Source organism: Streptomyces sp. NPDC048197 (assembly GCF_043202395.1).
In the GTDB taxonomy this organism is placed as follows: domain Bacteria; phylum Actinomycetota; class Actinomycetes; order Streptomycetales; family Streptomycetaceae; genus Streptomyces; species Streptomyces siderophoricus.
Genome location: NZ_JBIDAJ010000031.1, coordinates 1 through 24,394, shown reverse-complemented (window position 1 = coordinate 24,394; position 24,394 = coordinate 1). Strand labels below are relative to the sequence as shown.

Annotated in this window: 18 protein-coding genes; 10 read left to right on the top strand and 8 right to left on the bottom strand. The window is 72.3% G+C overall.

The window, feature by feature from the left end; genetic code table 11:
* Nucleotides 1-139: 139 nt before the first annotated feature.
* On the bottom strand, nucleotides 140-1,360 hold the full coding sequence (locus ACGF4C_RS30315) for an acetyl-CoA C-acetyltransferase (protein WP_030414339.1): 1,221 nt from the start codon (nucleotides 1,358-1,360) through the stop codon (nucleotides 140-142).
* Nucleotides 1,361-1,589: 229 nt separating this feature from the next.
* Complete coding sequence (locus ACGF4C_RS30310) at nucleotides 1,590-2,606, bottom strand: SGNH/GDSL hydrolase family protein (RefSeq protein ID WP_393570411.1); 1,017 nt, start codon at nucleotides 2,604-2,606, stop codon at nucleotides 1,590-1,592.
* Nucleotides 2,607-2,800: 194 nt separating this feature from the next.
* Here ACGF4C_RS30310 and ACGF4C_RS30305 point away from each other — a divergent pair, with 194 nt between their 5' ends.
* The gene (locus tag ACGF4C_RS30305; RefSeq protein WP_351534816.1) at nucleotides 2,801-4,189 is read left to right on the top strand and encodes a cystathionine beta-synthase; all 1,389 of its coding nucleotides are present in this window, start codon (nucleotides 2,801-2,803) and stop codon (nucleotides 4,187-4,189) included.
* A gap of 312 nt (nucleotides 4,190-4,501) precedes the next feature.
* Here the strand turns inward: ACGF4C_RS30305 and ACGF4C_RS30300 are convergent, their stop codons facing one another.
* The 4 genes from ACGF4C_RS30300 to ACGF4C_RS30285 all read right to left on the bottom strand — a co-directional run bounded on the left by ACGF4C_RS30300 (nucleotide 4,502) and on the right by ACGF4C_RS30285 (nucleotide 8,119).
* Nucleotides 4,502-4,927: a hypothetical protein gene (locus ACGF4C_RS30300; protein ID WP_393570409.1), complete on the bottom strand. Its 426-nt coding sequence runs from the start codon at nucleotides 4,925-4,927 to the stop codon at nucleotides 4,502-4,504.
* Between the two features lie 40 nt (nucleotides 4,928-4,967).
* The gene (locus tag ACGF4C_RS30295; RefSeq protein WP_393570407.1) at nucleotides 4,968-6,389 is read right to left on the bottom strand and encodes a purine-cytosine permease family protein; all 1,422 of its coding nucleotides are present in this window, start codon (nucleotides 6,387-6,389) and stop codon (nucleotides 4,968-4,970) included.
* A 135-nt stretch (nucleotides 6,390-6,524) separates the two neighbouring features.
* The gene (locus tag ACGF4C_RS30290) at nucleotides 6,525-7,154 is read right to left on the bottom strand and encodes a cysteine dioxygenase (protein WP_393570405.1); all 630 of its coding nucleotides are present in this window, start codon (nucleotides 7,152-7,154) and stop codon (nucleotides 6,525-6,527) included.
* Entirely contained in the window at nucleotides 7,151-8,119 is a 969-nt protein-coding gene (locus tag ACGF4C_RS30285; protein ID WP_393570403.1) for an amidohydrolase, read from the bottom strand. Before ACGF4C_RS30285 ends, ACGF4C_RS30290 begins: the two co-directional genes overlap by 4 nt.
* Nucleotides 8,120-8,725: 606 nt before the next feature.
* Here ACGF4C_RS30285 and ACGF4C_RS30280 point away from each other — a divergent pair.
* From ACGF4C_RS30280 to ACGF4C_RS30255, 6 genes are all read left to right on the top strand, one after another.
* Nucleotides 8,726-9,769: a LacI family DNA-binding transcriptional regulator gene (locus tag ACGF4C_RS30280; protein WP_393570401.1), complete on the top strand. Its 1,044-nt coding sequence runs from the start codon at nucleotides 8,726-8,728 to the stop codon at nucleotides 9,767-9,769.
* 854 nt (nucleotides 9,770-10,623) lie between these two features.
* Nucleotides 10,624-11,982, top strand: a complete 1,359-nt coding sequence (locus ACGF4C_RS30275; RefSeq protein ID WP_393570399.1) for a phosphomannomutase/phosphoglucomutase — start codon at nucleotides 10,624-10,626, stop codon at nucleotides 11,980-11,982.
* 117 nt (nucleotides 11,983-12,099) lie between these two features.
* On the top strand, nucleotides 12,100-12,282 hold the full coding sequence (locus ACGF4C_RS30270; RefSeq protein WP_393570397.1) for a Trm112 family protein: 183 nt from the start codon (nucleotides 12,100-12,102) through the stop codon (nucleotides 12,280-12,282).
* Between the two features lie 78 nt (nucleotides 12,283-12,360).
* Nucleotides 12,361-13,503 carry an SIS domain-containing protein gene (locus ACGF4C_RS30265; protein WP_393570395.1) on the top strand — a complete coding sequence of 381 codons (1,143 nt, stop codon included), beginning with the start codon at nucleotides 12,361-12,363 and terminating at the stop codon, nucleotides 13,501-13,503.
* Between the two features lie 111 nt (nucleotides 13,504-13,614).
* Nucleotides 13,615-14,844 (top strand): mannose-6-phosphate isomerase, class I, encoded by a 1,230-nt coding sequence (manA, locus tag ACGF4C_RS30260; protein WP_393570393.1) that lies wholly within the window; start codon nucleotides 13,615-13,617, stop codon nucleotides 14,842-14,844.
* A gap of 313 nt (nucleotides 14,845-15,157) precedes the next feature.
* Nucleotides 15,158-16,117, top strand: a complete 960-nt coding sequence (locus ACGF4C_RS30255; protein WP_030416040.1) for a cation diffusion facilitator family transporter — start codon at nucleotides 15,158-15,160, stop codon at nucleotides 16,115-16,117.
* 227 nt (nucleotides 16,118-16,344) lie between these two features.
* Here the strand turns inward: ACGF4C_RS30255 and ACGF4C_RS30250 are convergent, their stop codons facing one another.
* A complete protein-coding gene (locus ACGF4C_RS30250; protein ID WP_393570574.1) occupies nucleotides 16,345-18,549 on the bottom strand; it encodes a fructose-specific PTS transporter subunit EIIC in 2,205 nt (734 codons plus the stop codon).
* Between the two features lie 847 nt (nucleotides 18,550-19,396).
* Between ACGF4C_RS30250 and ahcY the strand changes: the two genes are divergently transcribed.
* On the top strand, nucleotides 19,397-20,854 hold the full coding sequence (ahcY, locus tag ACGF4C_RS30245) for an adenosylhomocysteinase (RefSeq protein ID WP_362149415.1): 1,458 nt from the start codon (nucleotides 19,397-19,399) through the stop codon (nucleotides 20,852-20,854).
* 134 nt (nucleotides 20,855-20,988) lie between these two features.
* Nucleotides 20,989-21,603: a hypothetical protein gene (locus ACGF4C_RS30240; protein ID WP_362149418.1), complete on the top strand. Its 615-nt coding sequence runs from the start codon at nucleotides 20,989-20,991 to the stop codon at nucleotides 21,601-21,603.
* Nucleotides 21,604-21,624: 21 nt separating this feature from the next.
* Here the strand turns inward: ACGF4C_RS30240 and ACGF4C_RS30235 are convergent, their stop codons facing one another.
* Nucleotides 21,625-22,755 (bottom strand): RDD family protein, encoded by a 1,131-nt coding sequence (locus ACGF4C_RS30235; RefSeq protein WP_393570390.1) that lies wholly within the window; start codon nucleotides 22,753-22,755, stop codon nucleotides 21,625-21,627.
* 116 nt (nucleotides 22,756-22,871) lie between these two features.
* Between ACGF4C_RS30235 and ACGF4C_RS30230 the strand changes: the two genes are divergently transcribed.
* Nucleotides 22,872-23,879: a stage II sporulation protein M gene (locus tag ACGF4C_RS30230; RefSeq protein ID WP_393570388.1), complete on the top strand. Its 1,008-nt coding sequence runs from the start codon at nucleotides 22,872-22,874 to the stop codon at nucleotides 23,877-23,879.
* Nucleotides 23,880-24,394 lie beyond the last annotated feature (515 nt).

The following is a 24,394-nucleotide window of genomic DNA, read 5'->3' as shown; positions in this document are numbered from 1 at the left end:
GAGGAGACCCTCAGGTCAACTCGTCAGCTCAGCCGCACGTGCCCGTGGTCGCGCTGAACTTCGCTTCCGCTTCGCTACAGCTCAGCTCAGCCGCACGTGCTCATGGTCGCGCTGAACTTCGCTTCCGCTTCGCTGCAGCTCAGCTCAGCCGCTCGATGACCATCGCCATGCCCTGGCCGCCGCCCACGCACATGGTCTCCAGGCCGAACTGCTTGTCGTGCCACTGGAGGGAGTTGATGAGCGTGGTGGTGATGCGGGCGCCGGTCATGCCGAAGGGGTGGCCGACGGCGATCGCGCCGCCGTTGACGTTCAGCTTGTCCAGCGGGATGTCCAGGTCGCGGTAGGACGGGATCACCTGGGCGGCGAACGCCTCGTTGATCTCGACCAGGTCGATGTCGGAGATCGTGAGGCCGGCGCGGCGGAGCGCCTGCTTGCTGGCCTCGACCGGGCCGTAGCCCATGATCTCGGGGGACAGGCCCGAGACGCCGGTGGAGACGATCCGGGCGAGCGGAGTCAGGCCCAGCTCGCGGGCCTTGGTGTCGGACATGATGACCAGCGCCGCGGCACCGTCGTTGAGCGGGCAGCAGTTGCCGGCCGTCACCAGGCCGTCGGGGCGGAAGACCGGCTTGAGGCCCTGCACGCCCTCCAGCGTGACGCCGGCGCGCGGGCCGTCGTCCTGCGAGACGACCGTGCCGTCGGGCAGCGTCACCGGGGTGATCTCCCGCTCCCAGAAGCCGTCCTTGATCGCCTTCTCGGCGAGGTTCTGCGACCGGACGCCGAACTCGTCCATGTCCTGGCGGGTGACGCCCTTGAGGCGGGCGAGGTTCTCCGCGGTCTGGCCCATCGCGATGTACGCGTCCGGGACCAGGCCGTCCTCGCGCGGGTCGTGCCAGTCGGCGCCCTCCTGCTCGGCGCGCGCGGCCGTACGGGCCTCGGCGTCGGCGAAGAGCGGGTTGTGGGTGTCGGGCAGGCCGTCGGAGGTGCCCTTCACGCTGCGCGAGACCGTCTCCACGCCGGCCGAGATGAAGACGTCGCCCTCGCCGGCCTTGATGGCGTGCAGCGCCATCCGCGTCGTCTGGAGCGACGAGGAACAGTAACGGGTGACGGTGCAGCCCGGGAGGTGGTCCATCCCCATCTGGACGGCCACGATGCGGCCGAGGTTGTGGCCCTGCTCGCCACCGGGGAGGCCGCAGCCCAGCATCAGGTCGTCGATGTCCTTGGGGTCCAGCTCGGGGACCTTGGCCAGGGCGGTCTCGATGATCTTCGCGGTCAGGTCGTCCGGGCGCAGGTCCTTCAGCGAGCCCTTGAAGGCGCGGCCGATCGGGGAGCGGGCGGCTGAGACGATCACGGCTTCGGGCATCACGGCTCCAGGAAATCAAGTGGCGCCCTGCGCCTCGTTGAGGGGCGGTGGTCGGGCGACGGGCGGGAGAAGGTGCTGGACTGTGAGGGAAGTTACCTGCACGTACTGCTGAGGTCACGGGGTGCGGGTTGTGATGCGGACCTCTTTTCTAAGCGAGCGCTTATGGAACGGCAAGGGGCCGCCGGGTATTCCCCGCGGCCCCCTGCCCGTTCGGCGAACTGCGGGCCCCTCAGCGCGGCACCGACGGCCGGTCCGCCGACTCCTCCGCGTCCGGCAGCTGGCGCCGCCGACGGTGCTTGAGCAGCGCCCAGGGCGCGCGGGAGGCGGTGACCTCCGTACCGCCCTCGGAAGCCGCCTCGGCGGCCGCCTGCTCGACCGGCAGGATGCCCTCGCCCCGGGCGGGCTCCGGCCGCTCCTCGTCCGGCCACAGGCCCAGCGCGGCGCACAGCGTCGGCAGCACGGCCATCGCGGCGGTGGCGTACCCCTCCGCCGACGGGTGGTAGTTGTCCGGCCCGAACAGCTCCCGCGGATGCGCCTCGAACTCGGGGCCCAGCAGGTCGCCCAGCGAGACCGTACGGCCGCCGCTCTCGACCGCCCCGATCGTCTGCGCGGCCGCGAGCTGCCGGGAGAGCCGCCGGGCCACCCACCGCAACGGCTGGTAGACCGGCTCGATCGTGCCCAGATCCGGGCAGGTGCCCACCACCACCTCGCAGCCCGCGGCACGCAGCCGCCGGACCGCCTCCGCAAGGTGGCGGACCGACTGCGCGGGCGGCATCCGGTGGGTGACGTCGTTCGCCCCGATCATGATCACGCAGACGTCGGGGGTCTGCGCGCCGTCCGCGAGCATCAGCTCCACCTGGCGCGCCAGATCGTCCGACTGCGCCCCGGGCAGCGCCACGTTGCGGAAGTCCACGGGGAGTTCGGCGACCGCGGCGAGGCCGGAGGCGAGCAGCGCGCCCGGGGTCTGCGAGACGCGGTGCACGCCCTGGCCGGCGGCGGTGGAGTCGCCGAGGAAGCCCAGGCGGAGCGGCGGGCGGTCGGTGCGGTGGGCGAAGGCGGCGCCGTAGCGGCCGTCCGCGCACGGCGGGATGTCGCTGGAGCCGCCGACCGTGCGGCGGGCCAGCCGGACCTCGGTCAGCAGCACACCGACGGTGGCGACGCCGAGCAGCCCGACGCCGCCGCCGCCGACCGCGGCGGCGGTCGCGATCCGCCGTGCCACCCTCGCCCTGGACATCGTCATCGGCATGGGCCGGGCACCTCCCCGTGCAGTGCGGGGCGCGCCGGACCCGGGGCCGGCGCGCTCTTGAATCGACAAGAACTCCTACAACAGGGTGTTGCCCGTTCCCGCACGGAACGCAACGCGTCCTCCCTCCGCGCCACCCGGGCAATAGGCTGGCGGCACGGGCGCAGGAGAGCGTGCCCCCGACCGCGGAGACCACCGTGCAGTTTTACGATTCGATGATTGAGCTCGTCGGCAACACCCCGCTCGTGCGGCTCAACAACGTGACCAAGGGCATCCAGGCCACCGTCCTGGCGAAGGTCGAGTACTTCAACCCCGGCGGTTCGGTGAAGGACCGGATCGCCGTGCGGATGATCGAGGCCGCCGAGCAGTCGGGTGAGCTGCAGCCGGGCGGCACGATCGTCGAGCCGACCTCCGGGAACACCGGGGTGGGCCTGGCGATCGTGGCCCAGCAAAAGGGTTACAAGTGCATCTTCGTCTGCCCGGACAAGGTGTCCACGGACAAGATCAACGTGCTCCGGGCGTACGGCGCCGAGGTCGTGGTCTGCCCGACCGCGGTGGACCCCGAGCACCCGGACTCGTACTACAACGTCTCGGACCGGCTGGTGCGCGAGACGCCGGGCGCCTGGAAGCCCGACCAGTACAGCAACCCGAACAACCCGCGCTCCCACTACGAGACCACCGGTCCGGAGCTGTGGGCCCAGACGGACGGCCGGCTCACGCACTTCGTGGCGGGCGTCGGCACCGGCGGCACGATCAGCGGCACCGGCCGCTACCTCAAGGACGCCAGCGAGGGCCGGGTCAAGGTCATCGGTGCCGACCCGGAGGGCTCGGTGTACAGCGGCGGCTCCGGGCGCCCGTACCTGATCGAGGGCGTCGGCGAGGACTTCTGGCCGACCGCGTACGACCGCACGGTCGCCGACGAGATCGTCGCGGTGTCGGACAAGGACGCCTTCCAGATGACCCGGCGGCTGGCCAAGGAGGAGGGCCTGCTGGTCGGCGGCTCCTGCGGCATGGCCGTGGTCGCCGCGCTGGAGGTCGCCTCCCGGCTCGGACCGGACGACGTGGTCGTCGTCCTGCTGCCGGACAGCGGCCGCGGCTACCTCTCCAAGATCTTCAACGACGAGTGGATGGCCGACTACGGCTTCCTGGAGGAGGGCGGCACCGCCGCCCGGGTCGTCGACGTCCTGGAGCACAAGGAGGGCGCGCTGCCCTCGCTGGTCCACATGCACCCGGAGGAGACCGTCGGCGAGGCGATCGACGTGCTGCGCGAGTACGGCGTCTCGCAGATGCCGATCGTCAAGCCGGGCGCCGGCCACCCGGACGTGATGGCCGCCGAGGTCGTCGGCTCCGTCGTCGAACGGGAGCTGCTGGACGCGCTGTTCACCCAGCGGGCGTCGCTGACCGACCCGCTGGAGAAGCACATGTGCCCGCCGCTTCCGCAGGTCGGCTCCGGTGAGTCGGTCTCCGACCTGATGGCCGTCCTGGAGAGCGCCGACGCGGCGATCGTCCTCGTCGAGGGCAAGCCGAAGGGCGTGGTCAGCCGGCAGGACCTGCTGGCCTTCCTGGCCCGCGAGGCCGGCAAGTAGCACCGCCCGCGGCGGCCGTCCCCGAGGGCGGCCGCCGCGTCACGCCGTACCCGTCGCGGCGTCAAGTCGCCGTCAGGAAACGCTCCGTCGGCGCAAGGTGTACGTATGCGTCATGTGCTGGCAGCACGCGCTTAACACTCGTCCGGCACATTGATGTGCACGGCGATACGGACCTCCGGAGCGGCTCCCGGACCTCCCAGATCGCCACCCGGACGCGACGGCCGGCCCTGACCCGGATCGCGTCCCTGGCGGGGACCGCCGTCGTCCCGCCCCCGGCCCGTCCGGGGTGCGGCGGTCCCCGCCACAACTCCCTCACCGGGCTCGGTCCCACTCCCCGTCACGCTGCTCCCCGCGCTCGCCCAGAAGCAGCTTCCGCACGCCGACGCTGTGCACGGCGTTGACGCCGACGATGCCGGCCCAGCACACGATCAGGCCCGGGATCCCGGCGTTGACCACGCCGATCGCGGTCAGCGGGACGGCCAGCACCAGGGAGAGGGCGGCTACCCCGAACCGCTCCCAGAAGCCGCGTCCGACGCCCTCGGGGCGCGGCGGGCGGCCGCCGCGCGCCACCTGGACCTGCTGCTCGGCGAGCTGCCGCCGCACCCTGCGGTCGACGGTGTGGTCCAGCTTCTCCAGGAAGGACTCCACCAGCTCCGCCTCGTACTCGGGCCCGAGCTCCTTGCGCGTCTGGAGCGTCGCGTCGAGTTCCTTGCGCAGATCGGGGTCGTGTGTCGCCATGGTGCGAGCGTACGGACCGCTGGATGGCGGCACGGTAGGGCTAACCCCCGGATCCGGCCGGGCTCTGCCGCCCCTGCCCGCCCGGTGCCGCTTCGGGGTGCGGAACGGCTGCGGCGCCGCGGCGGGCGACCAGCCCGTACAGGACGGCCGGTACGGCGAGGCCGACGAGCCAGGAGACGTCGGCGCCACCGAGCGGGGCGACCAGCGGGCCGGTGTAGAAGTGCGTGGCGAGGAAGGGGAGTTGGGAGAGGACGCCGAGGACGTAGACGGTCAGCGCCCGGGCGTTCCAGGCGCCGTAACGGCCGGCCGGGTCGCTGAGCGCGGCGATGTCGTAGCGCTCCTTGGAGATCAGGTAGTAGTCGGTCAGGTTGATCGCCGACCAGGGCGTGAAGAAGGTCAGCAGGAACAGCAGGAAGTCCTTGAAGGACGTCAGGAACGAGTCCTTGCCCAGCAGGGCGACGGCCGTCCCGGCCAGCATGATCCCGGCGATGTACCCGGCCCGGCCGCGCGGCGACAGCACCCGCTGCCCCCGGAACCCGCTGACGCTGGTGACCAGCGACATGAAGCCCCCATAGGTGTTGAGGACGTTGATGGTCAGCTTGCCGAGCGCGATGACGAAGTACAGGAACGAGGCGATCAGTCCGGCGCCGCCCAGGCCGACGACATAACCCACCTCGTGTCCGACGAACGCGTCCGGCGCCGCGGCGGCGGCCAGCGCACCGAAGGTCATCGACCACTGCGCGCCGAGCACCGAACCGGACAGCGTCCACCAGAACGTGGCGCGGGCCGAGGTGTGCCGGGGCAGATAGCGCGAGTAGTCGGCGACGTACGGGCCGAACGCCAGCTGCCAGGAGGCCGAGAGCGAGACGGCGAGCAGGAACACCGGCAGCCCGAAGCGGTGGTCGTGCAGCAGCGTGCCCAGGTCGGCGCGCTGCAGGAGCCGGACGCCCAGATAGACGAAGGCCAGCGCGCACACCAGGCCGGCGATCCGCCCCAGGGCGTGGACGAGGCGGTAGCCGACGGCCGCGGCGAGCGCGGTGACCGCCGCGAACAGCACGATCCCCGGCGTCTCGCCCAGGTGCGTCAACTCACCGACCGCCTGCCCGGCCAGCACGCTGCCGCTGGCGAAGAACCCGATGTACATCACGATGACCAGCGCCAGCGGGACCACCGCCCCGCGCACCCCGAACTGGGCCCGTGAGGTGATCATCTGTGGCAGGCCCAGCCGCGGGCCCTGGGCGGAGTGCAGCGCCATCACCGCCCCGCCGAGGAGGTTGCCGAGCAGCAGCCCGATCACCGCCCAGAAGGCGTTCGCCCCGAAGACGACCGCCAGCGCGCCGGTGACCACGGCGGTGATCTGGAGGTTCGCGCCCAGCCAGAGCGTGAACTGACTGACCGGGCTGCCGTGCCGTTCGTCGTCGGGGACCACGTCGATCGAGTGCCGCTCCACCACACCTGCCATGCATCCGCCCCGGGTCGTTGCCTGTATGGATTCATGCAGGATCCGGGTCGATGAATGGAAGGTCAATAGGCGGGAGCGGAAAACGCTGAACTCGCGGTGACGGAACTGGTGGGAACGGTCGGGCCGGCCGACGGCTTACGCGGCCGGCGCCCCCGGGTCGGCCGGCGACCCCGGGTCGGCCGGCGACGCCGGGTCGGACGACGATGCCGGGTCGCCCATCGGCCGCAGCTCGTCCGCGTACGACACCGAGACCCGGCGCATCAACCCGTCCTCGGTGATGTCGTACTGGCCCAGCCGCCACAACGGCGGCGAATAGGCGTGCACCGACACCGCGTCATCGGTCGCCCCGGTGAGCCGGTGGATGTGGTCCGGGCCGAAGCAGAACGACGACCCGGCGCCGACGGCGGTGGCCACATGCTCCCCGCCGATCCGCGGATTGGACTCGGTCAGCACCCCCTGCACGACCCGGACGGCACCGGAGGAGAGGTCATGGTCGTGCCAGCCGGTGTCGTTCTGCCGGGTCCAGCACAACAGCCAGACGTCGACGAACTCGTCGCGATACAGCGACGCGTAGTGCCGCTCGGTGTCGGAGAACGCGACCTGCCCGCGCCACAGGTCCGGACGGTCCGCCAACTCATCGACCAGCGTCCGCAGTTCACGCTTGCCGAGGTTACGCCCGGGCAGCGCGGCGAACGGCTGCCCGGCATCCACGGCCGGACCGGCGGCAGCGACGGCGGCCTCGGTCCGGGAGGCGGCGTGCGTCATGGTCGGACTCCTTTCGACGGGCCCAGCAGACGGGCCGGATTGACGGTGCGCAGGGCATGCACGGCGGCCTCGGCACCGAGGTCGGGGGTTGCCTCGAGGGGTGCAGCGCGCAGCGCTTCCCCTGGAGGGTGGTGGCGGGCGACGGGTTGGGCGTAGGGGCGGTCGCTGCCGCTGACGACGACGTCGATGCCGACGGCCCGTACCAGCGCGTCCACCGCCCGGGTCCCGTACGAGGACGTCTCGTAGAACGCGCCGGGATCCACCCGGCCCCGCTCTCCGCCACCGCCCCGGGCCACCAGCCGCTCCCCGTGCAGCGGCGCCAGACCCGCCAGCGCCGCGAAGCAGACCCGCAGCCCCGGGTGGCGCGGCCGGCCGAAGGCCCGGAACGCGAACCAGGAGGCGTGCATCTGCTGGACGTACGGGACCAGCGCGGGCCACCAGGCGGGCGCCGCACCCTCGGCGGGCGGGGCCGCGCCGGGATGCACGAACAGCGGCTTGTCCAGCGCGACGAGGACGTCCAGCAGCGGCGCGCAGCGGGCCCAGCCGGCGGCGTCGAGCAGGGCGGTGGCGGGCAGCTGGAGGCCCACACAGCCGCGCCGCAGCTCGCGGCGGAGCCCCTCGGTGTCCGGTTCGGGCACGGCGAGGCGGACCGAGGCCCAGACGCCGAAGGGGGCGGGCAGCGCCAGCGCCCCGTCGTGGAACGCGGCGAGCAGCGGTGCGGCCTCCTCGGGCGGCAGGTATTCGATGCCGAGCGGACTCGAGAGCGAGACCAGCGCCCGGTCCAGCCCGTCCGCCCGGGCGAGCCGGACCCGGGCCGCGATGTCGTGATCGGCCGGATCGACGGGATAAGGCGGCTCACCGGGCAGCTCCAGCGTCCAGCCGTCCAGCCGCGGCGGCACACCGCGCTCCCGCAGCAGCGCCACGAACGCGGGCGGCCAGAGATGCTGATGGACATCGGTGGGCACGGTGGCCGGAGCCTCCTCAACCGCTTCACTTAACCGGTTAACTGATGCGGTTAAGTGAAGCGCTTAACCGCCGGGGGTGTCAAGGGCGTCGCCTTGGAGCCCGGGGCCGGAGCCCGGGGCCGGGGCAGCCGGGAGCCGCAGCCCGGAGCCGGGAGCCACGGAGGCCGGGAGCCGGGAGTGGGGAGCCGGAGCATGGAGGCCGGGAGCACGGAGGCCGGGAGCCGGGAGACCGGAGACGGGAGACGGGAGACCGGAGACGGGAGACGGGAGACCGGAGACGGGAGACCGGAGCACTGCGGGTCCCCACCGCTCCACGAGCGGGCAGCGGGCGCCGTCAGGGCGTGGTTGCGGTCAGGGCGTGGCTGCCGTCGGGGCGTGGTTGCCGTCGGGCGTGGGCGTGGGCGCGGTCGGAGCGTGGGGCGGCGGGGCCCGTCCGGGCGTGGGCCCCCGGGCCACAGGCTGGTCCGGGCGTGGAGCCCCGGGCCGCAGGCTGGTCCGGGCGTGGAGCCCCGGGCCGCAGGCTCGTCCGGGCGTGGGGCTGCGGGCCCGTCCGGGCGTGCGGCGTTGGGGCCCGGCCGACCCGCCCGCCTTGGGTAGGCTTCCGGCATGGCCAGGCCCAACAAACGCACCACCCTCCGCGAGGTGGCCGAGGCCACCGGACTCTCCACCGCAGCCGTCTCCTACGCACTGCGCGGCAAGCACGTCTCCAAGGAGACCGAGGAGCGGGTGCGCAAGGCCGCCGCCGAACTCGGTTACGAGGCCGACCCGATCGCCCGCGCCCTCGCCAGCGGCCGCACAAGCACCGTCGGGGTGCTCGCCGGCGACCTCCAGGACCTCTGGCAGCAGCAGCTGATGGCCGCCATAGGGCGCGAACTGCTGGCCGGCGACCGCTATGCGCTGATCCTCGACGCCGGCGGCGACCCCGAGCGGGAACTGGTCCTCGCCAAGCAATTGCGCGACCAGCGGGTGGACGGTCTGCTGGTCTCGCCGGTCGACCCCTCGGCCGAGGGCTGGGCGGCGATCGCCGAGGGGGTGCCGGTGGTCTCCATCGGCGACGCGCTGAGCCGGGCCCGTACGGCGGGCGAGGTGCTCTTCGACAACCGCGCCGGCATCGACGCGGTCCTGGACTACCTCCGCGGCCTGGGCCACCGCCAGGTCACCGTCCTCACCCCCACCGGCCCCTCCACCCCCGATCGCCCCGCCGACGTCTACGTCCGCGAGGCCGCCGACCGCCTCGGCATCGACGTCCAGGTCCTGCCCTGCCCCCAGGAGCTGGGCGAGGCGACCGCGGTGGCCCGGCGGGTGCTCACCAACACCCCCGACGGCCGCCGCCCGGCCGGCGCGCTCCCGCCGCCCGCCGCGGTCTTCTGCTTCTCCGACTCCATCGCCTACGGCGTCTACGCGGCCGCCGCCGAGGCCGGACTGACCGTCGGCCGGGACCTGTCCGTCGTCGGCTTCGACGACCACCCGGTCTCCCGCGTCCTCACCCCACCGCTGACCACCGTCGACTGGGGCCTCGGCGAAATCGCCAAGGAGGCCGCCCGTCTGGCGGTCGCGGCGATAGAGGGCCGCCGCGTCCGCCGAAAGCGCATCCTGTGCGCCCCGCGCCTTGCCGAACGGGGTTCCGCTGCGCGGCCCACGCCCACGTAGCCGCGGGTCGCTGCGCTTGGTTTTCCGCCCACGTACTTGGCTGTCCCGCCGTCGGGGTTGCTCGTCGTTGCGCTTTGCGGCGCCTCCCACGTACCCGTCTCTTGCGCCGCGGGGCTTGCTCGCCGTTGCGCTTTGCGGCGCCCCGCACGTAGCTGTCTGCGGCGGCGCGGGTCGTCTCGCCGTTGCGCCTGCGGCGGGCTAGGTTCGTTGTGGGTGCGGTGACGGGCCTCCGGGGCCTTGTTCGTGGACTGCTGTCGCTTTACGTCCACGAACAAGGCACCTCCGGCCCGTCCCCTCCCGTTGGGGGAGTGTGCGGGTGCGTGGGGGCGTGCGTCGTGGAGGACGCACCTGGCGTAGTGAGGTCTCGGGAATACCTGGCCCGGCGCGTCGAGTTGTGGCCCCGCAGGGGGCCCTCGCGACCCTTACGGGTTCTGTTCGACCGTCCCCTACGGGTCCCCAAAACCCCTTGCAGCCCCAACGCCCACCCCCACCCACCCCAATCCCCACCCCCAACGGGAGGGGACGGGCCGGAGGGGCCGGTGTTTGGGACGTAAGGCGCAGCAGTCCCAAACACCGGCCCCGGAGGCCCGTCACCGCACCCGACACCAACCCAGCCCGCCGCAGGCGCAACGGCGAACAACACCCGCGGCGCAGCAGACGGGTACGTGCGGGGCGCCGCAAAGCGCGCAACGGCGAGCAAGCCCCGCGGCGCCGCAGACAGCTACGTACGGGGCGCCGCAAAGCACAACGGCGAGCGAGCCCCGCGGCGGGAGAGACGGGTACGTGCGGAGGCACCGCAAAGCGGCCCCCGGTAGGTTTGGGGTGTCCCGAACACACCCCAGGAGGACCCGCTCGTGACTGACCTGTCGCACATCGTCAAGGCGTACGACGTACGCGGTGTCGTCCCCACCCAGTGGAACGAACCGCTCTCCGAGCTGTTCGGCGCGGCCTTCGTCGAGGTCACCGGCGCGGACGCGATCGTGATCGGGCACGACATGCGGCCCTCCTCGCCGGGCCTGGCCACGGCCTTCGCGCGCGGGGCCGCGGCCCGCGGCGCGGACGTCACCCTGATCGGCCTGTGCTCCACCGACGAGCTGTACTTCGCCAGCGGCTCCCTCGGCCTGCCCGGCGCCATGTTCACCGCCTCGCACAACCCGGCCCGGTACAACGGCATCAAGATGTGCCGGGCCGGCGCCGCCCCCGTCGGCCAGGACACCGGCCTCGCCGACATCCGCGCCCTGGTCGAGCGCTGGTCCGGCGAAGGCGCCCCCGAGCCGGCCGCCACCCCCGGCACCATCGGCGAACGCGACGTGCTCGCCGACTACGGAGCCCACCTGCGCAGCCTGGTCGACCTCACCGCGATCCGCCCCCTGAAGGTCGTCGTGGACGCCGGCAACGGCATGGGCGGCCACACCGTCCCCACCGTCTTCGCCGGCCTGCCGCTCGAACTCGACGCCCTGTACTTCGAGTTGGACGGCTCCTTCCCCAACCACGAGGCCAACCCGCTCGACCCGAAGAACATCGTTGACCTCCAGGCCCGGGTCCGCGAGACCGGCGCCGACCTCGGTATCGCCTTCGACGGCGACGCCGACCGCTGCTTCGTCGTCGACGAGAACGGCGACCCGGTCTCCCCGTCCGCGATCACCGCCCTGGTCGCCGCCCGCGAGCTGGCCAAGCACCCCGGCTCCACCGTCATCCACAACTGCATCACCTCCTGGTCCGTCCCCGAGGTCGTCAAGGAGAACGGCGGCGCCCCGGTACGCACCCGCGTCGGGCACTCGTTCATCAAGGAGGAGATGGCCAGGACCGGCGCCGTCTTCGGCGGCGAGCACTCCGCGCACTACTACTTCCGCGACTTCTGGAACGCCGACACCGGCATGCTCGCCGCCCTGCACGTCCTCGCCGCCCTCGGGGGCCAGGACCGCCCGCTGTCGCAGCTGGTCGCCGAGTACGACCGCTACGCCGCCTCCGGCGAGATCAACAGCACCGTCGACGACCAGACCGGCCGGCTCGCCGCGATCAAGGCGGCCTACGAGGGCCGCGAGGGCATCACCCTCGACGAACTGGACGGCCTGACCGTCACCGCCGACGACTGGTGGTTCAACGTCCGGCCCTCCAACACCGAGCCGCTGCTGCGCCTGAACGCCGAGGCCCGCGACGCCGACACCGTCGCCCGGGTCCGCGACGAGGCCCTGGCGATCATCCGAGGCTGACCCTCCCACGGGCGGGGCACCCGCCCCGCCCGTCCCGCCACACCCCGCCGAGCAGGCCGCCCCCGCCCCACCGGCGGTACGCTGGCCACGCCGCAACCACCCGAAGGAGCAGCGCCCATGCCGGTCGACGCCAGCTTGATCCAGATCCTCGCCTGCCCGGCGTGCCACGCCCCCCTGGAGGACCGGACCGCGTCCGAACCGGCCGAGCTGATCTGCACCTCCGGCGACTGCGGCCTCGCGTACCCCGTCCGGGACGGCATCCCCGTACTCCTCGTCGACGAAGCACGCCGCCCCGCCTGACCCGGGCCCGCCGGGTCCGCGGGCCCGGCACCGCCCGGCACAACCCGCCCGTACCGGCGATCGGAGGCCGCGCCCACCATGCTCGACGAGTCCCTCCTCGACACCCCTGACGCACTGGCCGGCGCCGACCGCTTCGGCCTGCTGCGCGGCGTCGCCGAATCCGGCGCCCGGGCCCGCACCGCCGCCCGCAGCGCCGCCGAATCCGGCATCCCCGAACTGACCCCCGACGGCCGGCCGCGCGCCGTCCTCGTCGCCGGCCCCGGCCCCGCCGCGGCCGGCGTCGCCGACCTGCTGCGCGCCCTCAGCGGCGGCAGCTGCCCGGTCAGCCTCATCCAGCCCACCGGCGTCGCCCCGCTGCCCGGGGCGCTGCGCTGGACTTTGCCCGGCTGGGCCGGCCCGCTCGACCTGCTGCTCCTCGCCGGCCCGGACGCCGCCGACCCCGGCCTCGCCGAACTCGTCGAACAGGCCTACCGCCGCGGCTGCGCCGTCGTCGCCGTCACCCCCGCCGGCGGCCCGCTCGCCGAAGCCGTCATCCAGGCCCGCGGCCTCGCCGTACCGCTCGCCACCACCGCCTACGACGCCGAGTTCGACGTCGAGGGCGCCCCGCCGGCCGCCCCCGGCACCCTCTGGTCCGTCCTCATCCCGCTGCTCTCGCTCGCCGACCGGATCGGCCTGATCAGCGCCCCGCAGGACGCCCTCGGCAAGCTCGCCGACCGCCTCGACCACCTCGCCGAACGCTGCGGCCCGGCCATCCCCACCTACTCCAACCCCGGCAAGGCCCTCGCCGCCCACCTCGCCGACGCGCTCCCGCTCATCTGGACCGAGGGCACCCTCGCGCACGCCGTCGGCCGGCACTTCGCCACCGAACTCGCCGGCCTCGCCGGCCGCCCCGCCCTCGCCGCCGAACTCCCCGAGGCGCTCACCACCCACCGCACCCTGCTCGCCGGCGCCCTCGCCCCCGGCACCGACCCGGACGACTTCTTCCGCGACCGCGTCGAACAGCCCACCGCGACCACCCTGCACGCCCGCGTCGTGCTGCTGCGGGACCAGGAGCCCGGCGCGCTGTCCGCCACCCGCGCCGCCCAGTCCCTCGCCGAGGAACGCGACACCGCCCTCACCGAACTCCAGCCCGGCCCCGGCAGCGACCTGGAGATGGCCGCGGAACTACTCGCCATCGCAGATTTCGGCGCCGTTTACCTGGCGCTCGCCGGCACCGAGTGATCTTTGACGGCCGGCCCGCACGCACGGACCGGCCGGCCCGCACCCGCGGGCCCGCGAGCCGCACCCCGCGAGCCCGCCCGCCGCCCCGGACGACCTCAGGAAGCAGCACCCATGGACCGCCTCGCCAATACCGTGCGCCCCTACGCCTGGGGCTCCACCACCGCCATCCCGGAGCTCCTCGGCACCGCACCCACCGGCGAACCCCAGGCCGAGATGTGGATGGGCGCCCACCCCGGCGCCCCCTCCCGCCTCGACCGCGGCACCGGCCCCCGCTCCCTCGCCGAGATCATCGAGGCCGACCCCGAGGCCGAACTCGGCCCCGGCGCCGTCCGCGCCTTCGGCCCCCGGCTGCCCTTCCTGCTCAAGCTGCTCGCCGCCGGCTCACCGCTCTCCCTCCAGGTCCACCCCGACCTGGCCCAGGCCCGCGAGGGCTTCGCCGAGGAGGAGCGGCGCGGCGTGCCGCTCGACGCCCCCCACCGCAACTACAAGGACGCCAACCACAAGCCCGAGCTGATCTGCGCCCTCACCCCCTTCGAGGGCCTGTGCGGCTTCCGGCACCCCGCCCGGACCGCCGACCTCCTCGAAGACCTCGGCGTCGACGACCTCACGCCGTACGTCGACATCCTGCGCGCCAGCCCGGAGGCGGACGCGCTGCGCGAGGTCCTCACCGCCGTCCTCAGCGCCGAACACCACGCCATCGCCGGCACCGTCGAACGCACCGCCGTCGCCGCCGGCCAACTCGCCGCCAAGGGCGGACCGCACGCCGACGCCTACGCCGCCTACGCCGGCCTTGCCCACCACTACCCCGGCGACCCCGGCGTGCTCGCCGCCATGCTCCTCAACCACGTCCGGCTCCAGCCCGGCGAGGCCCTCTTCCTCGGCGCCGGCATCCCGCACGCCTACATCAGCGGCCTCGGCGTCGAGCTGATGGCCAACTCCGACAACGTGCTGCGCTGCGGGCTGACCCCCAAGCACGTCGACGTCCCCGAACTCCTGCGGGTGGTCCGCTTCGAAGCCGGCGACGCGGGCGTCCTGCGCCCCGAGGACATCGGCGGCGAAGAGGTCTACGACACCCCGGTCGACGAGTTCCGGCTCTCCCGCTTCGTCCTCGCCCCCGGCGCCGCCCCGCACCCGCTCGCCTCCGCCACGCCGCAGATCCTGCTGTGCACCGCGGGCACCGTCCACCTCCACGCCGACCCGGCCGGCCAACCGGCCGCCGCACCGGCCGACGGACCGGCCGAACTGACCCTGGCCCCCGGCCAGTCCGCCTTCGTACCGGCCGGCGAGCCCCTCACCCTCACCGGCGAGGGCACGCTCTTCCGGGCGACGGTGGTGGCGTAGGGCAGCAGACGCGGGGGGCGATCGTGCGCCCGTAGTGGGCGGCGGCCGGAACGGTGGCCCCGGACTCGGGCCGTCCCCCCGGCGTCCCGGTGGTGGCACAGCGCGACGGCGCCCGTACGGCGAGTCCGCCCGGGGGCGCACGGACTACCTCCCGGAACCGAACCCGGGGTCCGTCCGGAACCGCACGCGGAGGCCGTCCGCCAGGTGGCCTCCTCGCGTCCGCCGGACGCCGGGCTGCAACAATGACCGCCGCACAGCATTAAAGGGGCGGTAAAGCGGCGAGCCCCGTCGACGGAAGGGACATGCGGCACTTATGAGCGCATCAGGCGGGACAAAGGCGATCGTTGCGGCGCTGGGCGCCAACCTGGCGATCGCCGCAGCGAAGTTCGTGGCCTTCGCCTTCAGCGGCTCGTCCTCGATGCTGGCCGAAGGCGTGCACTCCATCGCGGACTCCGGCAACCAGGGCCTGCTGCTGCTCGGCGGCAAGAAGGCGAAGCGCGCGGCCACCGAGGAACACCCCTTCGGCTACGGCCGGGAGCGCTACATCTACGGCTTCCTGGTCTCCATCGTCCTGTTCACCATCGGCGGCGTCTTCGCCCTCTACGAGGGCTACGAGAAGATCCACGAACCGCACCCGCTGGAGGCCTGGTACTGGCCGATCGGCGTCCTGGTCTTCGCCGTGATCGCCGAGGGCTTCTCCTTCCGTACGGCCATAAAGGAGTCCAACGAGCTGCGCGGCAAGCAGACCTGGGCCCAGTTCGTCCGCCGCGCCAAGGCCCCCGAGCTGCCCGTGGTGCTGCTGGAGGACTTCGGCGCCCTGGTCGGCCTGGTGCTCGCCCTGGGCGGCGTCGGCCTCACCCTCCTCACCGGCAACGGCATCTGGGACGGCATCGGCACCATGTGCATCGGCACGCTGCTGGTGCTGATCGCGCTCGTCCTGGCCGCCGAGACCAAGTCGCTGCTGCTCGGCGAGGCGGCCGGTCCCGAGCAGGTCGCCATGATCCGCGCCGCGGTCGTCGACGGCGACGTCGTCACCCGCGTGATCCACATGCGTACGCTCCACCTCGGCCCCGAGGAACTGCTGGTCGCCGCCAAGATCGCGGTCCAGCACGACGACACCGCCGTCCAGATCGCCGACGCCATCAACGCCGCCGAGGCCCGCATCCGCGAGGCCGTCCCGATCGCCCGCGTCATCTACCTCGAACCGGACATCTACCACGAGGCCACCGCCGCCAAGGGCCCCGACCCGACGAAGACACCGGGCGGCCACTGACCCCCAGGCGCCGCCGGAAACTTCATAACGCATGGGCCCCCGCACTCCGTCGGAGTGCGGGGGCCCACCCATGGGAATGCCGCCCGGTCGCCGCCGCGTTGACGGCCTCGAGGGGGCCCGCGCACCCCTTACGGGATCTGTTCGACCCCGCCCCAGGGAATCTCCCCACCCCGCCCCTCCGGACCCTTACGGGATCTCCCGAGCCCTGGGCTGGGTCGCCCGATCCCTTACTGGATCTCTCCGAGAACGCCCAGCAGCGCCTCCGTGTCCGCCGCCTCCTGCAGCCGCGCCCGGAAGTCCGCGTCCATCAACTTCCGCGACAGCAGCGCCAGGATCCGCAGATGCTCGTCCCCGGCCGCCGCCTCCGGTACCGCGATCAGGAAAACCAGCCGGGCCGGCGTGCCGTCCAGCGAACCCCAGTCGATCCCCTCGGCGGACCGCGCGAACCCGACGACCGGCGCCCTCACCGCGTCCGTCTTGGCGTGCGGAACGGCGATCTCCTCACCGAGCCCGGTGGTGCCCTGCGCCTCCCGGACCAGCGCCACCCGCACCAGCTCGGCCACATCCGTCACACGGCCGGTGCCCGCCACCAGTTCCGCCATCTCACGGATCGCCGCTTCCTTGTTGTCGGCGGTGAGTTCCGTCTTGACGGTCTCCTCGGTGAGATACCCCGAAAGCACCTCCGGACCCGCCGGACCCGCCGCCTCCGACGACCCCCCAGCAGCACCCGCAACAGGAGACTCAGCAGCCCCGACGGGCGCGGCAGCAGATGTCTCACCGGTCCCGCCAGCCATGCCAGACACACCAGTCCCGTTGGTCACCTCAGCCACCTCAGCCACCCCGGCCCCACCGACCGCGACCAGCTCGTCCACCGCAGCCACCTCGTCCACCCTGGCCGCCTCTTCCGCCACGCCCGGCTCGCCCGACCCGCCCCCAGTCTCCGAAGCTCGGCCCTCTGAAGCGTGCCTCTCCGAAGCGGGGCTCGCCGTTACGGCCGCCCCGCCCTTCCGCCGTTCCGAAAGATCGACCAGCGTCACCGTCGTCAGAGCCGTGACCACCGCCCCGATCACCACGGCGAGGAAGAACGCCGGGACCCCGCCGACCGCCCCCAGCACCGCCACGATCGGCCCGCCGTGCGGCACCGCATCCGTCACCCCGGTCATCCCCGCGACCGCACCGGCCACCGCGCCACCGAGCATGTTCGCCGGAATGACCTGGGCGGGCCGGGCCGCGGCGAACGGAATCGCACCCTCCGAGATCCCGAAGAGCCCCATGAACAGCGCCGCCATGCCGGTCTCACGCTCCTGCTCGGAGTACAGCCGACGGCGGATCAGCGTGGCCAGCCCCTGCCCCAACGGCATGACCGGAATGGCCGCCGCACACATGCCCATCACCGTCTGGTTGCCGGACGCGATCAGTCCCGCGCCGAACAGGAACGCGGTCTTGTTGACCGGACCACCCATGTCGAACGCGATCATCAGCCCGAGGATCGTGCCGAGCAGGATCGCACTCGACCCGGTCATCCCACCGAGCCACCCCGTGAGGTGCGTGAACACCCAGGCGATGGGCTTGCCGATCACGTAGATGAAGAACAGCCCGAGCGCCGTGGTTGCCACGATCGGGATCACGATGATCGGCATGATCGGCTGGACGAACTTCGGGACCCTGACCTTCTTGATCCACTGCACCAGATAGCCGGCCAGGAAACCGGTGACGATCGCGCCGATGAAACCCGCGCCCGCCTTGGAGTCGTACAGCGCACCCGTATTGGCGATCCAGCCGCCGATCATGCCCGGCACCAGCGCCGGCCGGTCGCCGATCGCATAGGCGATGTAGCCGGACAGGATCGGCACCATCAGCGTGAAACCGATGACGCCGACGTCATTGACGTGCTTCCAGAACGAGCCGTCCGGGATCACCAGACCGCCGTCCGCCTGCGGATGCCCGCCCAGCGCCAGCGATATCGCGATCAGCAGCCCGCCGACCACCACGAACGGGATCATGTAGCTGACCCCGTTCATCAGCGCCTTGTACGCGACGCTGCGTTCCTTGCCGCCGCTCCCCGACGCCGTCGCCGTACGTGCCGCCGCACGGTCCCCGGCACCGGCACCGGTACGGGCACCATCGCCGTCCCCGCCCCCGTACACCGGCGCGCTCCGCACCCGCTCGATCAGCTGCTCGGGGTGATGGATCCCCTCGGCCACCCCGACCGCCAGCACCCTCTTGCCGGCGAACCGGCTGCGGTCGACGTCCTTGTCCGCCGCGATGATGATCCCGTCCGCGTCTCTGACATCGTTGTCAGACAGTACGTTCTCAGCCCCGATGGAACCTTGGGTCTCCACCTTGATCTGATGACCGAGCGACCGGGCCGCCTGGGTCAGTTTCTCGGCGGCCATATACGTGTGGGCGATCCCGGTAGGGCAGGCCGTCACTGCGAGCAGCTTCAGCCCCTGCCCGTCCGTCCCCGCACCCTCGGGGGGATCAGCTGGACTCGTGGTCACGTGGTTCTCCTCACGAACATGCGCGGTCATCCAGACGTTCTGGGGCGCGCGCTCCAGGCATCCTGCACGACGACCCCGCCGCCGCAAACCCCTCCCGCCCCACCTTCCGTCCCCCGTCACGCACCTTCCCGCAGCCCCCTCCACACTCCTCACAACCCTGCTTGCAGACGCCTCCCCACCCCCCTCACAACCCTTCTTGCACACGCCTACGCACCCCGTCGCGAGCCTCCTGCACACGCCTACGCACCCGCTCGCACCCCCTCTCCCTCCGCCTCCCGTGAACCTCCACCTCCCCTCAACCTCCACCTCCCCTCGACCTCTGCCGCCCCGCCCAGCCGCCCCACCCCGCCGGACCGCCACCAGCCCACCGCCGGCCCCCCGCAACCCTGAGTCCCCCCTTGGCCCCCGGCCCCCAGCGCCCCCACGCCCACCCGCAGCCCCCGCCCCACCCACCGGTCACCCGCCCCCCTCCTGGCCGGTACCGCACGGAACCAGCCCTCCCGGCTCCCCTCCGGGCTGGGGTTCACTGGGCCGATCGGTGTAGATTCGTGACCAGTGCCAGACGTCGCTGCTGATGGCGGTCGGTCGGCCCGCCCCGCGGACCGGCCGAGGGAGAGAGGGCCTCCGACGGACTGCGCTGCGGCCAGGGGACAGGTGTGTCCGGAGAGGCGAGTCGGCCTCTGCGTACGCTCCTTCTGTCAGCCACCGCTGACGAACCCCAGCCCGCGCCGCAGACTGCCCAGCCCGAAACCACGCGACGCTTCTAGGAGCAGCCCGCATGACGACAGCAGCCACCGGCCAGGACTTCAAGGTCGCCGACCTGTCCCTCGCCGCCTTCGGCCGTAAGGAAATCACCCTCGCCGAGCACGAGATGCCCGGTCTGATGGCGATCCGCAAGGAGTACGCCGCCGCGCAGCCGCTGGCCGGCGCCCGGGTCACCGGCTCGCTGCACATGACCGTGCAGACCGCCGTCCTGATCGAGACCCTGGTCGCCCTCGGCGCCGAGGTCCGCTGGGCGTCCTGCAACATCTTCTCCACCCAGGACCACGCCGCGGCCGCCATCGCGGTCGGCCCCGACGGCACCCCGGACAACCCCCAGGGCGTCCCGGTCTTCGCCTGGAAGGGCGAGACCCTCGACGAGTACTGGTGGTGCACGGAGCAGGCGCTGACCTGGCCGAACTCGCCCACCGGCGGCCCGAACATGATCCTGGACGACGGCGGCGACGCCACCCTCCTCGTCCACAAGGGCGTCGAGTACGAGAAGGCCGGCAAGGTCCCCGCCGTCGAGACCGCCGAGAGCGACGAGCACCGCGCCATCCTGGAGCTGCTCACCCGCACCCTCGCCGAGAACCCGCAGAAGTGGACCAAGCTGGCCTCGGAGATCCGCGGCGTCACCGAGGAGACCACCACCGGCGTGCACCGTCTCTACGAGATGCAGCGCGACGGCGAGCTCCTCTTCCCCGCGATCAACGTGAACGACGCCGTCACCAAGTCGAAGTTCGACAACAAGTACGGCTGCCGGCACTCCCTCATCGACGGCATCAACCGCGCCACCGACGTCCTCATCGGCGGCAAGACCGCCGTGGTCTGCGGTTACGGCGACGTCGGCAAGGGCTGCGCCGAGTCCCTGCGCGGCCAGGGCGCCCGCGTGATCATCACAGAGATCGACCCGATCTGCGCCCTGCAGGCCGCCATGGACGGCTACCAGGTCACCACCCTCGACGAGGTCGTCGAGACGGCCGACATCTTCGTCACCACGACCGGCAACAAGGACATCATCCTGGCGTCCGACATGGCGCGGATGAAGCACCAGGCGATCGTCGGCAACATCGGCCACTTCGACAACGAGATCGACATGGCCGGCCTGGCGGAGCTCCCCGGCATCGTCAAGGACGAGGTCAAGCCGCAGGTCCACACCTGGACCCACCCCGACGGCAAGGTCCTGATCGTGCTGTCCGAGGGCCGCCTGCTGAACCTGGGCAACGCCACCGGTCACCCGTCCTTCGTGATGTCCAACTCCTTCGCGGACCAGACGCTGGCCCAGATCGAGCTGTTCACCAAGCCGGAGCAGTACCCGACCGACGTCTACGTCCTGCCCAAGCACCTGGACGAGAAGGTCGCCCGTCTCCACCTCGACTCGCTGGGCGTCAAGCTCACCGAGCTCCGTCCGGAGCAGGCCGCCTACATCGGCGTCCCGGTCGAGGGCCCGTACAAGTCCGACCACTACCGCTACTGATACCGAGCACCACGCTCCAGCAGCCGGTTGATCCAGGCCCTCGCCACTCACGGCGGGGGCCTGGCCCGTACCGGCCCCGTACCGCACCGCCCCCGACGCACCGAACCGTCGCCGCTCGAAGGACTGCACCCCTCATGCCCCGCGGCCACTACTCCCTCCACGACCCGCACGATCACACCCCCCTCGGCGAAGAACACTTCCACTGCGCCACCGGCCCCTCCGGCTGGCGTTACGTCTCCCAGATCACCAACCCCTCCGGCGACCACATCGGCTCCGTCGACCTCACCCTCGACGACCTCGGCCGCCCTATCCGACTCGAACTCCACGCCTCCGCCTGGCAGGTCCGAGGCGCCGCCCTGGACGGCGTCACCTGGGTACGCACCGACCCGACCGGCACCCACGCCACCGAAGGCAACGTCCGCGCCCACGCCTTCACCGGCGCGTCCCCCGCATTCCTCATCGCGACCGCCCGGCTGCTGCGCCCGGCCCTCGGCGCCGGTGCCGTCCGCGCCCGCCTCGTCGCCTTCACACCCCCCGTCCTCGCCCCCCGCACCCTCGATCAGTCCTGGGCCCTGCTCAACAGCACACCACACGCCACTGACAACGCCCCCCTCATCGCGGACGAGTACCAGGTCAACGACCTGGAGACCGGCGAACAGCACTCCGTTCACCTCACCGGCGACGTGGTCCTCTCCGCCCCCGGCATCGAACTCGAATCCCTCGACTCCCCGCCGTCCACCTTCACCTGAGCCGGCCGCCGCCCCCGCCTCTCACACCGGCGGCGCGAACCCCGTACGCGGCGGCCGCGACTCGGCCGAGGAAGCCGACCCCCCGGCCGCCGAAGGAGCCGCCCCCGAAGGCGCCGGCGAAGAAGGAGCGGAAGAGGGAGAAGAAGGAGCGGAAGAGGGCGCCGAAGAGGGAGGGGGAGACGACGGCGAGGACGGCAACGACCAAGAAGCCCCCGCCGAAGCCCGACCCGGAGCCGCCGACGGCGCATACGGCGAGGCGTACGACGCCCCCTGGGACGCGACATACGGCGAGGCATCCAACGCCGAGGACGGGGAGGCATACGACACCGAGGCCCCCGCCCCCGCCGCGTACGCCGCCGCACCCTCACCGTTCGTACCGACCGCCCCATGACTCGCTGCCGCCGTTCCGAACGCCCGCCGCGACTCCCGCCCCTGCCGCTCCCCGACCACCGCCGCCAGGTACGCCGCCGGATGCGCCCCGGCCGGCACCGGTACCCCGGTGAACCCCCGCAGATCCTCCGCCAGCCGCCCCGCCATCGCCGCCCCGACCTGCGCGTCCAGCTGTCCCATCCGCGCCAGGTACTGCCGCACGGTCAGCCACCACGCGTCCGGCACCCGCGACAGATCCAGCGCCCCGAGCTCCGCCACCAGCCACGCAGGAGGCGGCGGCAGCGCCGTCCCCACCTCGGCCGCCGGCATCCGCTCCCGTATGACCAGCGTCCCGGCGAACACGTCCCCCACCCGGCGTCCCCGCGCGGACACCAGTGAGGCGATCGCCGCCACCACCCCCATGGTCAGCACGATCTCGATGGCCCCCATGGCACCCCGCACCAGCGCGTGCCGGAACCGGATCGGCCCGCCGTCCTCCCGTACGACCCGCAGCCCGCAGATCACCTTGCCCAGCGAGCGCCCGTGGCTCAGCGTCTCGATCACGATCGGAATCCCGACCTGCACCAACAGGAACGTCGCCACCGACACGGCAGCCACCGCCGCACTGTCCATCGACGACGTCGCGCTGACCAGCAGCATCGTCACCGCGATGTAGACGCTCCAGCCCACGGCCACATCGACCGCGATCGCCAGCCCCCGGCTCGGCAGCCTTGCCGGCCGCAGCCCCAGCACCACCGCTTCACCCGTGACGAGCTCACTCACGCCGCGCCCACTCCCTCTCGCTCCCCGAAACCCCGCCCGCACCACGCCGGGCCCGGCCAGTCTGCCAAGCTGACTCCGCACTCACCCACCCCGGCGCTACGAGGAGCGAACCCCATATGGACCTCGATGTCTTCGTCGCGGCACACCGCGCCGAATGGGACCGCCTCGACGCACTCCTGCACCGCAAGCGCCGCCTCACCGGTGCCGAGGCCGACGAACTGGTCGCCCTCTATCAGCGCACCACCACCCATCTCTCCCTCCTCCTCTCCAGCGCCCCCGACCCCGCGCTGACCACCCGCCTGACCTCCCTGGTGGCCCGCGCCCGCAGTACGGTCACCGGCGCCCGCAAAGCCTCCTGGCGGGACACCGCGCGCTTCTTCACCACTGCTTTTCCGGCCGCGGTCTACCGTCTGCGCCACTGGTGGATCCCCACCGCGGTCCTCTCCACCGTGGTGGCCGCCCTCCTGGGCTGGTGGATAGCCGCCCACCCCGAGGTCCAGGCGGCCATCGGCGCCCCCGACGACCTCCGCGCCATGACCCGCCCCGGCGGTGAGTACGAGACGTACTACTCCAGCCACCCCGCCGCCTCTTTCGCCGCGCAGGTATGGACGAACAACGCCCAGGCCGTGGCCATGTGCCTGGTACTCGGCGCGTTTTTCGGGCTCCCCGTCCTCTGGATCCTCTTCCAGAACATGCTCAACCTCGGCGTCGGCATCGGCCTGATGTCCTCGGCGGGCCGCCTCGACACCTTCCTGGGCCTGATCCTTCCGCACGGCCTCCTGGAGCTGACCGCCGTCTTCATCGCCGCCGGCATCGGTCTCCGCCTCGGCTGGACCCTCATCGATCCAGGCCCCCGCACCCGCCGTACCGCCCTCGCCCAGGAAGGCCGCTCGGCCCTCGGCGTGGCCATAGGACTCGCCGCCGTCCTCTTCGTCTCCGGCGCACTCGAAGCCTTCGTCACCCCCTCCGGCCTGCCCACCTGGGCACGCATCGGCATCGGCACCGCCACGGAGCTGGCATTCCTGCTCTACGTGCAGGTGCTGGGCGGCCGCGCGGTACGTGCCGGCGCCACCGGAGACGTCGACTCCGCCGACCGCGACGCCACCCTCCCCACCGCCGCCTGATGTGCGCACAGCCCCGCTGACCTGCTAATCTCCTCTTCGCCCCGGCAACCGTTGACACGAGCAGCCGGGGGAGGTAGATTCGAACGGTTGCAACGAACTGGACAAGTTCATCAGCGACGGCTAGTCTCTTCTCCGCTTCGCCCAGAATCCTGAATTCGACGAAGCGCAACCGACCACTTACCGGAAGCTCCGGGTCGATTTATTTCGCCCGAAACGCTTCTGATAAAGTCGGAAAAGCCAAAAGGCACCCCCCTCCGACGGGGAATCGGAAACGAATTCGGACCGGTAAACGGAACGAACAAGATCTGATAGAGTCGGAAAGGCCGAAAAGCGAAAGCCGAACGGCCGAGCCCGCTCCAACAGGGCGCCGGAGACGGAAACGGATCTGGTAAGGTTGGAACCGCGAAGAAGCCGAAAGGCCGAAACGCACCGGCGAAAATCGGAGCCGCAAGGATCTGATAGAGTCGGAAACGCAAGACCGAAGGGAAGCGCCCGGAGGAAGCCCGAGAGGGAGT

Bases quoted from the DNA above. Each gene is read 5' to 3' on its own strand.
- ACGF4C_RS30315 (WP_030414339.1), bottom strand. From the start codon at position 1,360: ATGCCCGAAGCCGTGATCGTCTCAGCCGCCCGCTCCCCGATCGGCCGC.
- ACGF4C_RS30310 (WP_393570411.1), bottom strand. From the start codon at position 2,606: ATGCCGATGACGATGTCCAGGGCGAGGGTGGCACGGCGGATCGCGACC.
- ACGF4C_RS30300 (WP_393570409.1), bottom strand. From the start codon at position 4,927: ATGGCGACACACGACCCCGATCTGCGCAAGGAACTCGACGCGACGCTC.
- ACGF4C_RS30295 (WP_393570407.1), bottom strand. From the start codon at position 6,389: ATGGCAGGTGTGGTGGAGCGGCACTCGATCGACGTGGTCCCCGACGAC.
- ACGF4C_RS30290 (WP_393570405.1), bottom strand. From the start codon at position 7,154: ATGACGCACGCCGCCTCCCGGACCGAGGCCGCCGTCGCTGCCGCCGGT.
- ACGF4C_RS30280 (WP_393570401.1), top strand. From the start codon at position 8,726: ATGGCCAGGCCCAACAAACGCACCACCCTCCGCGAGGTGGCCGAGGCC.
- ACGF4C_RS30270 (WP_393570397.1), top strand. From the start codon at position 12,100: ATGCCGGTCGACGCCAGCTTGATCCAGATCCTCGCCTGCCCGGCGTGC.
- ACGF4C_RS30265 (WP_393570395.1), top strand. From the start codon at position 12,361: ATGCTCGACGAGTCCCTCCTCGACACCCCTGACGCACTGGCCGGCGCC.
- manA (WP_393570393.1), top strand. From the start codon at position 13,615: ATGGACCGCCTCGCCAATACCGTGCGCCCCTACGCCTGGGGCTCCACC.
- ACGF4C_RS30255 (WP_030416040.1), top strand. From the start codon at position 15,158: ATGAGCGCATCAGGCGGGACAAAGGCGATCGTTGCGGCGCTGGGCGCC.
- ahcY (WP_362149415.1), top strand. From the start codon at position 19,397: ATGACGACAGCAGCCACCGGCCAGGACTTCAAGGTCGCCGACCTGTCC.
- ACGF4C_RS30240 (WP_362149418.1), top strand. From the start codon at position 20,989: ATGCCCCGCGGCCACTACTCCCTCCACGACCCGCACGATCACACCCCC.
- ACGF4C_RS30230 (WP_393570388.1), top strand. From the start codon at position 22,872: ATGGACCTCGATGTCTTCGTCGCGGCACACCGCGCCGAATGGGACCGC.